Annotated in this window: 14 protein-coding genes; 9 read left to right on the forward strand and 5 right to left on the reverse strand. The window is 68.1% G+C overall.

Annotated features, from left to right (window positions below; translation table 11 throughout):
• Positions 1-702: MFS transporter (locus VF536_RS24295; protein WP_331617506.1), on the reverse strand; the 702-nt coding region annotated here is incomplete at its 3' end.
• 151 nt (positions 703-853) lie between these two features.
• Here VF536_RS24295 and VF536_RS24300 point away from each other — a divergent pair.
• Together VF536_RS24300 and VF536_RS24305 are read left to right on the forward strand one after the other, a co-directional pair.
• Positions 854-1,825, forward strand: a complete 972-nt coding sequence (locus tag VF536_RS24300; RefSeq protein ID WP_331617508.1) for a LysR family transcriptional regulator — start codon at positions 854-856, stop codon at positions 1,823-1,825.
• A gap of 141 nt (positions 1,826-1,966) precedes the next feature.
• Positions 1,967-2,314, forward strand: a complete 348-nt coding sequence (locus tag VF536_RS24305; RefSeq protein WP_331617509.1) for a hypothetical protein — start codon at positions 1,967-1,969, stop codon at positions 2,312-2,314.
• Between the two features lie 88 nt (positions 2,315-2,402).
• On the opposite strand, the gene VF536_RS24310 is transcribed toward VF536_RS24305, so the two are convergent.
• The 3 genes from VF536_RS24310 to VF536_RS24320 form a co-directional block, all read right to left on the reverse strand.
• Complete coding sequence (locus tag VF536_RS24310) at positions 2,403-3,365, reverse strand: hypothetical protein (protein WP_331617510.1); 963 nt, start codon at positions 3,363-3,365, stop codon at positions 2,403-2,405.
• Positions 3,366-3,409: 44 nt separating this feature from the next.
• Positions 3,410-4,933 carry an oligopeptide:H+ symporter gene (locus VF536_RS24315; RefSeq protein ID WP_331617520.1) on the reverse strand — a complete coding sequence of 508 codons (1,524 nt, stop codon included), beginning with the start codon at positions 4,931-4,933 and terminating at the stop codon, positions 3,410-3,412.
• Positions 4,934-5,185: 252 nt separating this feature from the next.
• Positions 5,186-8,353 carry an Rne/Rng family ribonuclease gene (locus VF536_RS24320; protein ID WP_331617511.1) on the reverse strand — a complete coding sequence of 1,056 codons (3,168 nt, stop codon included), beginning with the start codon at positions 8,351-8,353 and terminating at the stop codon, positions 5,186-5,188.
• 745 nt (positions 8,354-9,098) lie between these two features.
• Between VF536_RS24320 and VF536_RS24325 the strand changes: the two genes are divergently transcribed.
• The 7 genes from VF536_RS24325 (at position 9,099) to VF536_RS24355 (ending at position 15,642) form a co-directional block, all read left to right on the forward strand.
• Entirely contained in the window at positions 9,099-10,139 is a 1,041-nt protein-coding gene (locus VF536_RS24325; RefSeq protein WP_414710442.1) for an RluA family pseudouridine synthase, read from the forward strand.
• Between the two features lie 32 nt (positions 10,140-10,171).
• Positions 10,172-10,828: an HAD-IIIA family hydrolase gene (locus tag VF536_RS24330; protein ID WP_331617512.1), complete on the forward strand. Its 657-nt coding sequence runs from the start codon at positions 10,172-10,174 to the stop codon at positions 10,826-10,828.
• Between the two features lie 55 nt (positions 10,829-10,883).
• Positions 10,884-11,270 (forward strand): Rieske (2Fe-2S) protein, encoded by a 387-nt coding sequence (locus VF536_RS24335; RefSeq protein ID WP_331617513.1) that lies wholly within the window; start codon positions 10,884-10,886, stop codon positions 11,268-11,270.
• Entirely contained in the window at positions 11,271-12,332 is a 1,062-nt protein-coding gene (locus tag VF536_RS24340; RefSeq protein ID WP_331617514.1) for a S49 family peptidase, read from the forward strand.
• Positions 12,333-12,489: 157 nt separating this feature from the next.
• Positions 12,490-12,843: a hypothetical protein gene (locus VF536_RS24345; RefSeq protein WP_331617515.1), complete on the forward strand. Its 354-nt coding sequence runs from the start codon at positions 12,490-12,492 to the stop codon at positions 12,841-12,843.
• 145 nt (positions 12,844-12,988) lie between these two features.
• On the forward strand, positions 12,989-13,834 hold the full coding sequence (locus VF536_RS24350; RefSeq protein WP_331617516.1) for a ChaN family lipoprotein: 846 nt from the start codon (positions 12,989-12,991) through the stop codon (positions 13,832-13,834).
• Between the two features lie 221 nt (positions 13,835-14,055).
• On the forward strand, positions 14,056-15,642 hold the full coding sequence (locus tag VF536_RS24355; RefSeq protein WP_331617518.1) for a hypothetical protein: 1,587 nt from the start codon (positions 14,056-14,058) through the stop codon (positions 15,640-15,642).
• Positions 15,643-15,660: 18 nt separating this feature from the next.
• Here the strand turns inward: VF536_RS24355 and VF536_RS24360 are convergent, their stop codons facing one another.
• Positions 15,661-16,470 carry a DeoR/GlpR family DNA-binding transcription regulator gene (locus VF536_RS24360; RefSeq protein ID WP_331617519.1) on the reverse strand — a complete coding sequence of 270 codons (810 nt, stop codon included), beginning with the start codon at positions 16,468-16,470 and terminating at the stop codon, positions 15,661-15,663.
• Between the last annotated feature and the right edge of the window lie 100 nt (positions 16,471-16,570).

The raw sequence follows: 16,570 nt of genomic DNA on the forward strand, positions 1-16,570 counted from the left end.
CAGCGCCTGGGCAATCGCGGCGCGACGCAGCGTGGGCAGCGTGCGCCACAGGCCGCCGAGCGAGCGCAGCAGCGCGCCATACGTCGTGCGCATCGCCGGCGGCGACGACGGCAGCCAGCGCCAGCTGGCCAGCCCCGTGACCGTCAGCGCCGTCGCCGCCAGCCCATAGACCCAGCGCCAGCCGAATGCCTGCGCAATCACGCCGCTCATGACGCGCGACAGCAGGATGCCGAGCAGCAGTCCCGTCATCACCTGGCCGACGATGCGGCCGCGATGCTCGGCGGGGCTCAGGGTCGCGGCCATCGGCACGACGTCCTGCGCCAGCGTGGCCGTCAGGCCCAGCACCGCGCTGGCCACGAGGAAGGGGGCGAAGCCCGGCGCGAACGCACACAGCAGCAGTGTGGCGATCAGCAGCACGAACTTGGTGAGGATCACCTTGCGGCGATCGAAGCGGTCGCCCAGCGGTGTCAGCAGCAGGATGCCGGCGGCGTAGCCGAGCTGCGTCAGCATCGGCACCGCGCCGATGCCGGCGGTGGAGGCATGCAGATCCTCGGCGAGTGGCGCCAGGATCGGCTGGCTGTAATACAGCGAGGCGGCGCCGAGGCCGGCAGACGCCGCGAGCAGCACGATCAACGGTGCGGACGGTGTGGCGGGGTCGCGCGGCGTGGCGGCGGCGTTCGTTGGCATGGGAAGGCTGGACATGGCGACTCCCGGAGGATGATTCAAGATGGCGTGAAGAAGAAGGGGAAGGGTCGGGTGAGGACCGAATGACCCGCATTCTTCGGATTCGACGCCGTGGGGGGAACCGGTCCGGCTCGCACAGCGCCCATACGCGCGGCGTATAAAGCGGGCCATGAACGACGCCAACCGGGACAGCGGTCAGGACCGCCTCGCGCTGCTGCAGACCTTCCTCCGCGTGGCGGAGGCCGGCAGCTTCTCCGCCGCCGCGCTGCAGCTCGCCACCACGCAGCCGACCGTCAGCCGGCGCGTGCAGATGCTGGAATCGCTGCTCGGCGCGCGGCTGGTGGAGCGCTCCACGCGCGGGCTTCGCCTGACAGAGGAGGGCGAGCGCTGCGCCGCGCAGGCGCAGGACCTGATCGACGGCTGGCAGTCCCTGGCGGAAGAACTCGAAGGCGGCGAGGAGCTCTCAGGCACGCTGCGCCTGCGCGTTCCGCATGCCTTCGGGCAGAGCCAGTTGATCGAGCCGCTCGCGGCCTTCCTCACCAAGCACCCGCGCGTGTCGGTGGAATGGATGCTGCAGGACCAGTTGCCGGACTTCAGCCGGGAGAACGTCGACTGCTCGCTGCTGGTCGGCGAGATCAGCCAACCCAACCTGATCGCGACGCAACTGGCCGAGATCCCCCGCGTGCTGGTCGCCACGCCGCAACTCGCCAAGAAGCTGCCGAAAGGCCTGGGCAAGAAGCCGCCGGAGGAGATCGCCGAACTGCTCGGCGCGCAGCCGTGGCTGGCGCTGCTGGCGTTCTATCGCGACGGCGTGGACCTGCGCGCCGCGGATGGCGAGGAGCGGATGCACGTCGCGTTCCGTCCGCGCCTGGGCACGGACAGCCTTTTCGCGCTGATCGAGTCGGCGCGTCGGGGATTGGGTTTCGCGCTGGTGTCGCAATGGGCGGTCTTCGACGACATGGCCGAAGGGCGCCTGGTGCGCGTCCTGCCTGAGTGGTGCGCGACGCCGCTGCCGATCTCACTCGTCTATCCGTCGAGACGCCTCCAGCCCGCGCGTCTGCGCGCCTTCCAGCAGGTGATGCGCGAGGTCATCCCGACGATGCGCGGCATGCGGGAAGTCCGGCGACGCGCGAAGACGTGATCGACCTTCCAACTGTTGAGCACCGCGCCCACTCATTCGTTCTGAATCACGACAAAGAACACTAGAACCAGCTAGTGCCAGGATTTTCTTCTCGCCGTAAATTTCCAAGCTCGTTGAACTTTCCTGTGAAAGAGAGGAGATATGGAAATTGATGTCTTTCTGGCGCTGACCGGCGCCGGGATCCCGGAGGGCGCTGCACGTGCTGCGACGGGAGCGATTCGAAAGGACATGGAAGCGGGGATCCGGGAGGTACAGAAGGAACTGGCGACCAAGGACGATCTGGTACTGCTGCGACAGGAGGTCGAGGAGAAGCTCGAGAACATGGAAGCCAGGATGACTTCCAAGATCGACCTGGACAAGGCCAAGGGTGAGATCCTGCAGGTCATGGAGGAGAAGTTCAGTGCGCATCTGCGCTGGACGTTCGGCTCGATCTGTGGCGGTTTCGCCATCCTGGGCGGTGTGGTCAACCTGTACAGGCTGCTCCCATGAGCTGCCGAAGAAGAACGAAGAAGACCGCCCGAGGGCGGTCTTCTTCATGGTGCCGTCGACGCAGCGTGAGCGGTGATCAGCCCCGCATTCAGCCCTTCGTCGCGGGCTTTGCCGGCGCCGCCGGCTTCTTCGCTCCCGGCGGCAGTGCCTTGCCGGTGGCGGTCATGGACATCTCCATGTCCATGCGCATCTTGTTGCCCTGCGGTCCCGCCATGTCCACGCCCATCGTCATCGCCATCGTGCTGCGCACCATCAGGCGATCCGCGAGCCGCAGATCCATCTTGCCCTTGCCCGAACCGGCCATCGCGCCTTCCACCGGACCCGCCGCCGGCGAGGACGCGCCCGAGGCCGGCTTCGCCGGCGCGGCGAAGTTCATGTCCATCCGCACGTCCACGTCGAAGGACGCAACGCCCTTGTTCACCGACGTCAGCGTGTACTTGCCCAGCAGCTTGCCCGCCTTCGCTTCGCCCATCGGCAGGTTCATGTCGATCGGCATCTCGAGGGTCTCGCCGACCTTCAGCGACTTGCCGTTGAACTTGCGCATCCAGTCGAAGCTCTGGTTGAAGATCTTCTCCTGCATCTCCTTGCCCAGCGCCTGCGCCTGGGCGTTGCCGGACAGTTCCAGATCGATCTTCTCGAACTGCTCGTCCTTCAGCCGCGCGCTGAAACGGATCGGCCCCTGCTGTGGCAGCGGCCGCGTCTGGCCGGTGCCGTCGCGCATCTCGCTCTTGAGCGTCGCGACTTCGGCATTGAGCGTGTAGGCGCCATCCGCCGCCTTGGCCGTCGTCGACAGCTCCTGCCGCATGGCCATCTTCATGACGATCGGCATCGAGGCCTTCATCTGCGCCATCTGCGTGCGCTGCTGCTCGGTCGCGTTCGGCGGCAGGTCCATCGACATGTTCATCTTCATGTCCATGCCGATGTCGATCTGCTGTCGCGACGACGGCAGCGGCACCATGTTGAGCTTGACGCTCTCCTGCGCCATCGCGGCGGGCACCGCCACAGCGGCCTGCACCGCCAGCGCGGCGACGAGTGAAAGGATCCGAGTCATGTCCGTGTCTCCCTGATCTGTCTGAATCTGACGGGAAGGGGCCGTCAGCCCCGGTAGTTGTCCTGCATCCGGTACCCGCGCGCATACAGCGCGAAGAGCAGCGCCGCCAGCAGCGCGAAGCCGGCGAAGAAGAACATCTGGAAGGCCGTGACGCTGGTCCCCGTGGATTGGATGTAGGCCGTCACCGCCGCGCCCTTGACGCTGGAGTTGGCCAGCAGCACCCACAGGTTGCCGATCGTCACCGAGAGGTTCCAGAAGCTCGTGATCACGCCCTTCATCGCCAGCGGCGCCTGACTGTAGGCGAACTCCAGCCCGGTCGCCGACACCAGCACCTCGCCCAGCGTCAGCAGCGCGTAGGGCAGCACCTGCCAGGTGATGTCGACCGCGTGGCCGCCGTCGATCCACAGCTGCAGGCCGCCGACCACGATCCAGGCGATGCCCGCGAACGCGATGCCCGCGCCCATGCGGCGCAGCGCCGTGACCTTCAGGCCCAGCTTCGACAGCAGCGGGTACAGCACCAGGTTGTTGAACGGGATCAGGATCATGACCAGCGCCGGATTCAGCGCCTGCATCATCGAGGACTTGAACCACTCTGGCTTGGCCATCTGGTCGGCCTGCAGCACCCAGGTCGAGGCCTTCTGGTCGAACAGGGACCAGAACGGCGTGACCAGCGCGAACAGCACCAGCAGGCGCAGCACCGTGCGCACGCCTTCGACCGCCTCGTCCGGATGCACCGCGCGGGCGCGCTCCAGCTGCATCCAGGCGCCGACGCCGCCGAAGCCCATCACGAGCACCAGCGCCGAGCAGAACGCGATGACGAAGCCGAGGTTGGGCGTCAGCACCAGCGCGCCGATGGCGAGCACCACGCCCAGGCCGGCGACGAACAGCCCGCCGCGGCCCTGGCCGGGCGTCTGCGACAGCAGCGCCGTGCGCACGACCTTCAGGAAGCCGTGCGGGTCGCGGTGCGACTCGCCGGCGGGCACGTGCGTGTACTTGCGGCGGCCGCTCCAGAAGATCACCGTCGCGAGGAACATCAGCGCGCCAGGAATCCCGAATGCGACGCTCGCGCCAAACTTGTCCAGGAAGATCGGCATCAGCAGCGACGCGAAGAACGAGCCGAAGTTGATGATCCAGTAGAAGGCGTCGAAGACCTTCTGCGCCAGCGTGCGGTTGCTCTTGTCGAACTGGTCGCCGATGAAGGAACTCACCAGCGGCTTGATGCCGCCCGAGCCCAGCGCGATCAGGAACAGCCCGAAGTAGAAGCCGCGCAGGTTGTTCTCGAAGATCGCCAGGCAGGCGTGGCCGGCGCAGTACACCAGGCTCAGCCAGAAGATGGTGTTGTACTTGCCGAAGAAGCGGTCCGACAACCAGCCGCCCAGCAGCGGGAAGAAGTAGACGCCGATCACGAAGGTGTGGAACACCTCCTTGGCCTCGCCCTTGCGCAGCGGCTCCGGAATGGCCAGCAGCAGGCTGGTCATCAGGAACACCGTCAGGATGTTGCGCATCCCGTAGAAGCTGAAGCGCTCGCAGCCCTCGTTGGCGATGATGTACGGGATCTGCGGCGGCATCTTCGGCGCCGCCTGGGCGCCGGCCGCGTCGCCCGGCCGGGCGACGATGGTGGACGTGTTCACGTGTCTGTCTCCGTCATGTCGGGGCGCTCGTGACGCCCCAAAAGGAAAGCCGCCGAGGGGTGTCTCGGCGGCTGTCGTGTTCTGGCCCTGGGTCTCGTAGGGTGAGGGCACTTCAGCGGTCGCTGGCCCTCACCCCCCGCCCTCTCCCGCAAGCGGGAGAGGGAGTTCATGCCGTCATCGAGCTTCGAATCAGGCTTCGAACGGGAGCTTGATCTGGTTCAGATCCTTGCGGGTCTCGACCAGGACCAGCGGGCCGTCGTCGACTACCACCACCGGCGCGGGTTCGCGGCCCAGCGGCGCGGCGGCCGGCTCGGCAGCGATCGCAGCCTTGGCGGCGGCAATCTTGTCGGCATCGCTGTTGACCCAGACCAGACCGGCGCCTTCGGCGACAGCGCTGAGCTCGGTCATCGGCAGTTCGAAGCGGGACACCGGAGCCACCGGTGCGGCGGGAGCCGCAACAGTCGCCGGAGCGGCCGCAACGGGAGCCGGAGCCGGAGCCTGGACCGGAGCCGGCGTCGGCGTCGGCGTCGGCGCGACAGCCGCCACCGGTGCCTGCTTCGGCTCATCGCCCAGTTCCAGCTGACGCGGCGCGGCGCCGGCATCCAGCACGATGCCGTCCAGCGCGGCGACGGCCGGCGTGGCCGCCACGTTGCCTTCGGCATTCACGCCGTCGGCCGGTGCGCCTTCGCCTTCACCTTCGCGACGGTCACGGCGATAACGGTCGCGACCACGGCCACGACGGCGGCCTTGGCCGTCCGCGCTGCCTTCCGCGCCGTCTTCACCCGCCGGGGCTTCACCGTCGACCACCGCAGCGGCGGCGGAGCCGGCGCCTTCGGTGAACGAGGTTTCGCCGGCCGGCGCCTGGCCTTCGACCAGCGTGCCTTCGACCTGCTCCGCGCCCTCGACGCCTTCACCGCGGTCGCGGTTGCCGCGACGACGACGACGACGGCCTTGACGCTCGTCGCCGGCTTCGCCCAGCGGCGCTTCCAGCGGTTGCGTGTCGGCGAACGCGATCGGCGATTCGACGTTGGCGGCTTCGGTGCCGGCCAGGGCGTTCAGTTGCTCCTGCGAGCCGTCAGCCGGGCGTTCTTCGCGGCGGCGGCGGCCTTCGCCGCGTTCGCCCCGATCACCACGCTCCGCGCGTTCGCCACGCTCCGGACGATCACCGCGTTCGGTGCGTTCCTGACGCGGCGCGCCTTCGACGGCCTGTTCCGGCTTGTCGGCGCGCTCGTTGCGACGCGGACGGTCACCGCCGCGCTCACCACGCTCGCCGCGCTCACCGCCACGTTCACCACGCTCCGCACGGTCGCCGCGCTCGGCGCGTTCACCACGTTCGGCGCGCTCGCCGCGTTCCGGACGCTCGGCGCGACCTTCCTGCTGCGGCTTGCCTTCGCCGCGCGGCTTGCCGTCGCGGGCCTTCTGTTCACCGCGCTCGCCGCGTTCGCCGCCAGCACGTTCACCACGCTCACCGCGTTCGCCACGACGGTTGCGATCGCCGCCACGGCCGCGATCACCACCGCGTTCGCCACGCTCGCCGCGTTCACCGCGCTCGCCACGTTCCTTTTTGGCGGGCTCGGCCGACTTGGCTGCGGGGGCCGGTGCCGGCGCGGGCGCCGGCTCTCCACCGAACAGGCTCTTGATCCAGCCAAAGAAGCCACCACCGGCGGCCACGGGCGCGGCCGGCGCAGGCGCCGCCACCGGGGCGGCAACCACCGGCTCGACGGCCTTGGGCGCGGCTGCCACCGGCATCGGGGCCGGCTGCTCCGGCAGGATGCCCTTGATCAGCGGCTCCTGCTTGTTCTTCTTCTCGGCGCCGCGGCGGGTGATGCTTTCCTCTTCCTGCTGCTCCTCGATCATCGTGTAGCTCGCCTGCAGGTTCTCCAGGCGGGGATCGTCGTGGCGCAGGCGCTCGAGCTTGTAGTTCGGCGTGTCGAGGTGACGGTTGGGCACCAGCAGCACGGTCACGCGCTGCTTCAGCTCGATCTTGGTGATCTCGGTGCGCTTCTCGTTCAGCAGGAAGGAGGTCACTTCCACCGGCACCTGCACGTGCACGGCGGCGGTGTTGTCCTTCATGGACTCTTCCTGGACCATGCGCAGGATCTGCAGCGCGGAGGATTCCGTGTCGCGGATGTGGCCGGTGCCGTTGCAGCGCGGGCAGGTGATGTGGCTGCCTTCGCTCAGCGCCGGGCGCAGGCGCTGGCGGCTCAGTTCCAGCAGGCCGAACTTGCTGATCGAGCTGAACTGCACGCGGGCGCGGTCCTGGCGCAGCGCGTCGCGCAGGCGCTGTTCGACCTCGCGGCGGTTCTTGGACTCCTCCATGTCGATGAAGTCCACGACGATCAGGCCGCCCAGGTCCCGCAGACGCATCTGGCGCGCGATCTCGTCGGCGGCTTCCAGGTTGGTGCGGGTGGCGGTTTCCTCGATGTCGCCGCCACGGGTGGCGCGCGCCGAGTTCACGTCCACCGAGACCAGCGCCTCGGTGTGGTCGATCACGATGGCGCCGCCCGAGGGCAGGTTCACCGTGCGGCTGAAGGCCGTCTCGATCTGGTGCTCGATCTGGAAGCGGCTGAACAGCGGCGCGTCGTCGCGGTAGCGCTTGACCTTGTGTGCCGTCTCCGGCATCACGTGCGACATGAACTGGTGGGCCTGTTCGAAGATGTCGTCCGTGTCGATCAGGATCTCGCCGATGTCGGCGGTGAAGTAGTCGCGGATCGCGCGGATCACCAGCGACGACTCCTGATAGATCAGGAAGGCGCCCTTGCCGCCCGACGCTTCGTCGATGGCGGTCCAGAGCTTGAGCATGTAGTTCAGGTCCCACTGCAGCTCGGCGGCGGAACGGCCGATGCCGGCGGTGCGGGCGATCAGCGACATGCCCTTCGGGTACTCGAGCTGGTCGAGCGCGTCCTTCAGCTCTTCCCGGTCCTCGCCCTCGATGCGGCGCGAGACGCCGCCGCCGCGCGGGTTGTTGGGCATCAGCACCAGGTAGCGGCCGGCCAGCGACACGAAGGTCGTCAGCGCCGCGCCCTTGTTGCCGCGCTCTTCCTTCTCGACCTGGACCAGCAGCTCCTGGCCTTCCTTGATCACGTCCTGGATCTTGGCGGAGCGCACGTCGGCGCCTTCGCGGAAGTAGGTGCGCGAGATTTCCTTGAACGGCAGGAAGCCGTGGCGGTCCTCGCCGTAATCGACGAAGCAGGCCTCCAGCGACGGCTCGACGCGCGTCACGACCGCCTTGTAGATGTTGCCCTTGCGCTGTTCGCGGCCTTCGATCTCGGTCTCGAAGTCCAACAGCTTCTGTCCATCGACGATGGCCAGGCGACGCTCTTCCTGCTGCGTCGCGTTGATCAGCATGCGTTTCATCAGTTCTCCTCCACGCCAGGGCGTTGCCGCTGACGCGCGTACCTCAGAACCGCCGCCGGAGATTCACCGGCGGGCGATTCGACCGATGCACGAGTAACGCGAAAGAACCAATGAAAGGATCGCCCTGGACTGCAAATTGAACGGCTCGTTCGACCGTTCAGCGATGCAGCGTTGGCGCGTGCGCCGCAGGCCCCGGGTCGGCTGTTCCGGTCCTCAAACGCGCCGACTGAGGCGCGACCCGACCACGGCCGGAGCCTGGCGTGTGGACGAAGCCAACACGCGCTCGCAGGCGGCGGGGGGTGGAATGGACCGAAGAAAACATCCGGAATCGGAGCCTGGGTGCTGACGTCAGCGCCGGGGCCTTGCAGCCCGTCTTCTGTCGTCGTGAAACCTTGTTGTACTGCCCGCGCCGCCTGCCGACATCCTGGAATGCGACCGGCCGCGTGGGCATGGTTCTGACGATGTTGCTCTGCCGTCCGGCCTCGGCGCCTGCCCGCTCGCTTTGGGAAGCGGGCCCGACAACGATGACCTGACGTTGCATCACCAAAAGTGATGAGCAGCCTACTCACAATCGCTGCTCACTGCCACGTTCTCGTCGACCTCGAACGCGCACGTCCGAGTAAAATGAGAAAAATCAAATACTTACAACGGAAACGTGGCAAGCAGCATTATAGGGGCTAAAGCCCGCAAGGCCGCCCCAGGGACTGCCCGCAGTGCCGCGAGGGGGGCCGCGCCTCCCAAGACCGTGTCGAGAACGCCGGCCGCACCAGCGGCGGCGTCGGCTGCCGTGTCGCCGCCTCCCGCGCCCGTCACGCCGGCTGCGCCGGCCCAGGTCCGTCAGCTGACCGTGGACGAAGGCTCCGCCGGACAACGGCTGGACAACTTCCTCATCCGCGAACTCAAGGGCGCGCCCAAGACGCTGGTCTACCGGATCATCCGGTCCGGCGAGGTGCGCATCAACAAGGGCCGCTGCAGCGCCGACTCGCGGCTCGAAGTCGGCGACGTGGTGCGCGTGCCGCCGGTCCGGCTGGCGGAGAAACCCGCCGATCAGGCCGCCGCCGTGCCCGCCCGCGAATTCCCCATCGTCTTCGAGGACGAGCACCTGATCGTCGTCGACAAGCCTGCCGGCGTGGCGGTGCACGGCGGCTCGGGCGTGAGCTTCGGCGTCATCGAGCAGCTGCGCCGCGCGCGGCCGCAGGCGAAGTTCCTGGAGCTGGTGCACCGGCTGGACAAGGAGACCTCCGGCCTGCTGATGATCGCCAAGAAGCGCAGCGCGCTGACGCACCTGCAGGACCAGTTGCGCGAGCGCGAGACCGGCAAGACCTACGCGGCGCTGGTGAGCGGCGCGTGGGCGAAGGGCAAGAAGGTCGTCGACGTGCCGCTGCTGAAGTTCGTCGGCAGCGACGGCGAGCGCTGGGTGAGGGCGGTACCCGATCCCAAGGATCCGCAGGCGGACCAGGCCAAGCGGTCGATCAGCCTGGTGAAGGTGGTCGAAGCGTATTCAGGCTACAGCCTCCTCGACGTCACGATCAAGACGGGCCGCACGCACCAGATCCGGGTCCACCTGGCCCACGAGGGCCACGCCATCGTCGGCGATCCCAAGTACGGCGACTTCGAGGCCAACCGCGGGCTGGCCCGGGGCGCGTTGCGCTTCGACCGGATGTTCCTGCATGCGCGGCTGCTGCGCGTGGTGCATCCGGCGTCCGGCGAGACCTTGACCCTGGAGGCGCCCTTGCCGCCGGAGTGCGAGAAACTCCTGGCCGCGCTGCGCCGTCCGGCGCCCTGACGACCCGCCCCGACGACCTCTTCCGGATCACCATGCCTCAACGCTTCGACCTGATCGTGTTCGACTGGGACGGCACCCTGTTCGATTCCACCGCGCTGATCGTGCGCTGCATGCAGGCCGCGGCCGCCGACCTCGGCCTGGAGCCGCCCTCGCGCGAGCGCGCCGCCTACGTCATCGGCATGGGCCTGATCGAGGCGCTGCAGTACGCGCTGCCGGGCCTGGACCCGTCGCGGTATCCGGAGCTCGGCCAGCGCTACCGCCATCACTACTTCGCGTCGGCGCACGAGGTGACGCTCTTCGACGGCGTGCCCGAGCTCTTGCGCGACCTGAAGGCGCGGCACCACTGGCTGGCGGTGGCGACCGGCAAGAGCCGCCGCGGCCTGGACGAGGCGCTGGCGGCCGTCGACATGAAGACCTTGTTCGACGGCACCCGCACCGCGGACGAGACCGCCGGCAAGCCCAACCCGCAGATGCTGCTGGAGCTGATGCGCGAATTCGGCGCCGAGCCGGAACGCACACTCATGATCGGCGACACGACGCACGACCTGCAGCTGGCGCGCAATGCCGGCTGTCCGGCGGTCGCGGTGACCTACGGCGCGCACGAACACGAATCGCTGCGCGGCTTCGAGCCGCTGCTGGTCGCGCACGACGTGCCGACGCTGCACGAGTGGCTGCTGGCCACCGCATGAACGCTTCCTGATCCTTCCCGCTTCCCAGCTTCCACGCTTCCCGGACTCCTCCCGAATGACGCCCGAGCAAGACCTGCCCCCGGTGCCGCTGTGCGCCTCCTCCGAGCTGGAGGAACGCGGTCGCGCGCACACCTTCGACGTGCTGCAGTTCCGCCAGCCGGCCACGGCCTTCGCGCTGCGCTTCGACGGCGAGGTCGTCGGCTACCTGAACCGCTGTGCGCATGTGCCGACGGAGATGGACTGGCAGGAGGGCGAGTTCCTGGACAGCAAGAAGGAATACATCATCTGCAGCATCCACGGCGCGGTGTACCACCCCCGTGACGGGCGCTGCGTGACCGGCATGTGCGGCCGCTTCGGCCTGACCAAGCTCGACGTGCGCGAGCAAGACGGCCAGGTCTTCTGGTATCCCTCGCGCGACACGCGACCCGTTTTCGAGGATTGAATGAACCCCAATGACGACCCCGGCACCGGCAGCGACCTGCCGCGCCCGATCCCCGACGCGACGGCGCGCCCGGAAGACATCCTGAAGGCCACGGCGCCGGCCGCGCCCGCGCAGGCCGCACCGACAGCCTCGGCGGCCCCGGGCCGCTACGAGCACGTGCTCGAGCAGTTCGCCCATGACTACCTGCGCGACCGCCGCAGCGACCGGCGCTGGAAGACCTTCTTCCGGCTGATCTGGGTGTCGGTGCTGCTGCTGTTCATCTGGTCGATGTTCTCGGCGAAGCATCACGGCGGCGCGACGACCGGGCCGCACACCGCGCTCGTCGAAGTGCGCGGCGAGATCGCGCCCGACACCGAGGCCAGCGCCGAACTCATCAACGCCGCGCTGAAGGCCGCGTTCGAGGATCCCGGCTCGCAGGCGGTGGTGCTGCGCATCAACTCGCCGGGCGGCAGCCCGGTGCAGTCGGGCATCGTCAACGACGAGCTCAAGCGCCTGAAGGCGTTGCACAAGAAGAAGGTCTACGCGGTGGTCGAGGAGATCTGCGCGTCCGGCGCGTACTACATCGCCGCCGGCGCGGACGAGATCTACGTCGACAAGGCGTCGGTGGTGGGGTCGATCGGCGTGCTGATGGACGGCTTCGGTTTCACCGAGGTGATGAAGAAGGTCGGCGTCGAGCGCCGGCTGATGACCGCGGGCGAGAACAAGGGGATGCTGGATCCGTTCTCGCCGGTGACGCCCAGGCAGCAGGCCTACGCGCAGGCGATGCTGGACCAGATCCACCAGCAGTTCATCGCGGTGGTGCGGGAGGGGCGCGGCACGCGTCTGAAGGAGACGCCGGAGATGTTCTCGGGCCTGTTCTGGAACGGCGAGCAGGCGATCCAGCTCGGCCTGGCCGACGGCACGGGCAATCTCGACTACGTCGCCCGCGAGGTGGTGAAAGCCGAGGACGTCGTCGACTACACGCCGCGCGACAACGTCGCCGAGCGCATCGCCAAGCGCTTCGGCGCGGCGATGGGCGAGGGCGCGGTCAAGGCGATGCGGTCGACGATGGCCATCCGCTGATCTGTTGATTCGCTGATCCGGCGATCCGATCTCCGGCCGAAGAGGACTACGGCGCGGCATCGATGCCGCGCGTCGCAAGGCGGCGCGCGGCCGATGCGCGACCCGGTGCATGAGGTGCCGGGCGCCCGACTGTCCTCATTCCGAAGGAGAACTTTCCATGAACACTTCATTGCTGCCGACGCAGACGATCGACGACGATCCCGCCCGGCAGGCGCACGTATACACAGCGGAGGTCCTGAGCCAGGAGACTGCACACTTCGAAGTCGGCCAGGAATGGATCGAGTTCGTGACGGACAGGCTGATGTCGGCGTTGAGCAACCCGCAGCAAGATCAGCTCCGGCAGGCGATCACGGGCACGTTCCTCGCCGACAACGACGCTGAACGGCTGGCGTCGCAGACACAGATGGAGCAAGTGTTGCGACTGGCATTCCTTGTCGACCAGACGATTGCGCCGGGCTGGTCGCCGACCGGCGTGCCGGTGTCGTCGGAGCAGGGGCACGCGGTCCTCTGATCCGACCTCGCCCTGGGGGCGACACGACGCCGGTTCCCCTCCGAGGTCCGCCGTCGTGTCCTCGATCCGGATGGCAGACAATGGCTGACCGACCCAGCCATCGCCGCCAGGCCTGTTCACATTCCCTGCCCCCAGGATTGCTCCCATGAACATTGCCTTCCGCGGCGCCGTGCTGGCGCTCGTTCCACTCCTGCTCGCGGCGTGCGCGTCTTCCTCGACGCCGACAGCGCCACCGGCGTCGAAGGTCGAGCCCGGATTCGTCCTGCTCGGCGAACTGCACGACAACCCCGACCACCACCGCGCCCGTGCGGAGCAACTGCGCCAACTGATCGCGCAGGAGCCGCAGACGGTCGTCGTGTTCGAGCAGTTCTCGCGCAGCGAGGACGCGGCCGTGGCGCAGGCGCGCAAGGCGACCCCGGGCGATGTGAACGCCGTCATCGACGCGGCGAAGTTCGATCGCAAGGGCTGGCGCTGGCCGCTGCACCGGCCGCTGTTCGATGTCGCGCTCCAGTCCGGCGCGGAAGTCCGCGGCGGCAACCTCGATCGCGACCAGATCCGCAGGATCGTCCGCGAAGGCGACGCCGCCTGGCCGGCCGATCTGCTCGCACTGCGTGATCGCGCAGCGTGGAACGGCACGCAGCAGGACACGCTGCGCAAGGACATCCAGGATGGCCACTGCGGCGCGATGCCGGAGGTGATGCTGCCGGGCATGGTCCAGGCGCAGCGTGCGCGAGATGCCGCGATGGCGCAGGCCATGCTCGATGCGCGGCAGTCGGGCGCCAGACGTGTCGTGCTGATCGCGGGGAACGGCCATGTGCGACGCGATGTCGCCGTGCCGGTGTATCTGCAGGCGGCCGGCGTGCCGGCGTCGGACATCGACGCCATCGCGTACCTGGAGCCCGGCAACGCCACGCCCTCCGGCGGCTACGACCGCGTCGAGCGCGCACCCGCGCCGTCGCGCGAGGATCCTTGCGCGCAGTTCAAGCGCTGATCAGAACGCTACTCCCAGATTCGAGTGGGTGTCTGCCTGCTGCGAGCAGGGCTGCGGCCGCGTCATCGCCGCTGTCAGTCATGCGGGTGAACGAGCGCCAACCCTCCGGACGTTGACCAAGGGATTGCATGGGACGACCCCCGCGGAAGCGCCGCGGGCGGCGTCGGCATGCCGGCCCGTGGCGTGCTCTCGCCGCGGCGCCCTTCGTGAAGGAGCGTTCAATGAGCAAGAGTCGACGCATCGCCGGCAAAGTCGATCCTGTCCGGGGATATCTATGGAGTGCCGGGCACGGGTCGTGGGCGTTCGACCCCGTCGACGGACCGAGGGCCCTGACGATCTGCCAGGAGACAGACGGGACCCTCTACTCGGTCCGTGATCTGAGGTTCAGCCGGTCAGGCGACGATCTCCGGATCGACGTACCGAACCAGCCCCATCATCTGGTGCTGAAGGCGTGGTATGCGGGAGCGCGCTGGCACGACGCAGCTGCCGGTCCGTTGTGGCGCATCGACGAGATCCAATATCGCAGCGGCAGGTCCGCGGCCACGGACGACCGAAGCCATCCGTGGATGCGCTTCTCCGACTTGGTGCCGACCGGTCTCCCCGACCTGGCCGGAGGGGCCATCGCCGGCAATGCGGCGACAAGGAAACGCGCGGTGGCCGATGACGAAGCCGGGCAGACCGCCGCTGCATCGGGGCGCATCGTGCGCGGTGATGTGCAGAACAACGTCCTGGAAGGCACGGAAGGGAACGACACGATCTTCACGGACCTCGGCCAGGACAGGGTCCTGGCGGGCGGCGGCAACGACCGGATCGTGGTGGCCCATCGTGGGCCCGACAGCCGGGCCCCGGACAACAAGTCCATCCATGGCGGATGCGGGAAGGACACCGTGGACTACGGTGGCGCGTTCGAGTCGCCCGACCTCGGCATCGACGCCTCGCTGAAGACGGGGACGGTGAAGTGGGGCCAGTCCGGACGCGATCGGCTCTTCGGCATCGAGAACATCATCGGCACCGTCGCCAACGATCGTTTCGAGGGGAACGCCAGGAACAACATGATGACCGGAAGTCGCGGCAACGATCTCTATCTGGTGACGCGTGGCGGCGGAAAGGATGTGATCCTCGACGAGGACCCCACGATGGGCAACGTCGACACGATCCTCTTCGGGCCGGGGATCCGGCGCGAGCATCTTCGCGCCCACACGGCGGGGGACGATGTGGTGATCGAGCTGCGCGATGACGACGCCCGGATCGACACCGTGGTCACCGTCAAGCAGGGGACCCGGACGCAGTTCGGGATCGAGCGCCTCCAACTGGAAGACGGCACGACGTACAGATGGGTCGATCTGGCCGCGCCGACCGCAGAGCCGTCGCCCGTCGGGCCGGCGCCGCCGGGCGACGATGCCGTGATGGCCGATGCGCCGTCGTCGCGTTCCCTGCGCGGGGAAGGCCGGGCCGCGACCCGCCAAGGAGCCGACAGCGATCACATGCTGCTGACCGGCCACAAGGGCAACGACCACTATGTCGTGGCGCTCGGCGGCGGGCATGTCGAGATCCTCGATCAGGACGCCACGCCAGGTCACGTCGACACGATCTACTTCGGCGCGGGGATCGGTCCACGCCAGTTGTTCAAGCGGACGGAAGGTCCCGATCTGCTGATCCAGATCCTGCGCGAAGACGGGCTCTACGACGCTCGGGTCATCATCAGGAACGGGACGCAGGGTGATTTCGCGATCGAGCGGTTCATGCTGGCCGACGGTAGCCAGATCCAGCTGTCCCAGCTGGCGCTGCTTCCCTTCAGCGTGCTCTGAGCGTCTCCAGACCGGCGCTCAAGCCAGCACGACTTCGACGCCGCGGCGTCGCAGTTCGCCGACGATGCCGTCGTCGGCCTCCTTGTCGGTGATCAGCATGTCGATCTGCTCGACCGGCGCGATCACCGAGAGGTTGCGCTTCATCAGCTTGGACGCGTCCGCGACCGCGACGATCTGGCGCGCGATCTTCATCATCTGCGCGTTGAGCTGCGCCTCCAGCAGATGCGGCGTCATCAGGCCGATCTCCGGGTCCAGGCTGTCAACGCCGAGGAACAGCCGGTCCGCGTAGAGGCTCTGCAAGGCCGTCACCGCCTGCGGGCCCGACAGCGAGTACGAGTTCTGCCGCAGCAGCCCGCCCGGCATGATCACGTTGACGCCCGGCACCGTCGCCAGCAGCACCGCGATGTTCAGCGCGTTGGTGATCACGTTCAGCGATTGCAGCCGCAGGCCGCGGATCTGCTTGGCGATCTCCTCGGTCGTCGAGCCGGAGTCCAGCAGGATGGTCTCGCCGTCGCGGATCAGCTTGGCCGCCTCGACGGCGATGCGCACCTTCTGCTCGTGGTGCAGCTTCTGCTTGACGCTGATCGGCACCTCCTCGGTGTCGCGATGCGCCAGCGCGCCGCCGTGCGTGCGCAGCAGCGCGCCGGTCGAGGCCAGCGCGTTCAGGTCGCTGCGGATCGTCACGACCGAGATGCCGAAGCGCTCCGCCAGTTCCTCCACCGTCACCTTGCCCTGCGCCTGCACCTGCTCGCGGATCAGCCGCCGACGCTCGTCGATCAGCAACGCGGCGTCAGGCTTCTCGGCGATGGTGGAAGTAGAGGTGGTCATGGGGAACGGAAGCGATGAACTTTCGGATGATATCGATCCGGCGACGTTCGCAAGCGCCGGCCCGTCGCTCAGGCACCCTCTCCCGCTTGCGGGAGAGGGT

Source organism: Roseateles sp. (genome assembly GCF_036486225.1).
Classification (GTDB): domain Bacteria; phylum Pseudomonadota; class Gammaproteobacteria; order Burkholderiales; family Burkholderiaceae_C; genus Roseateles.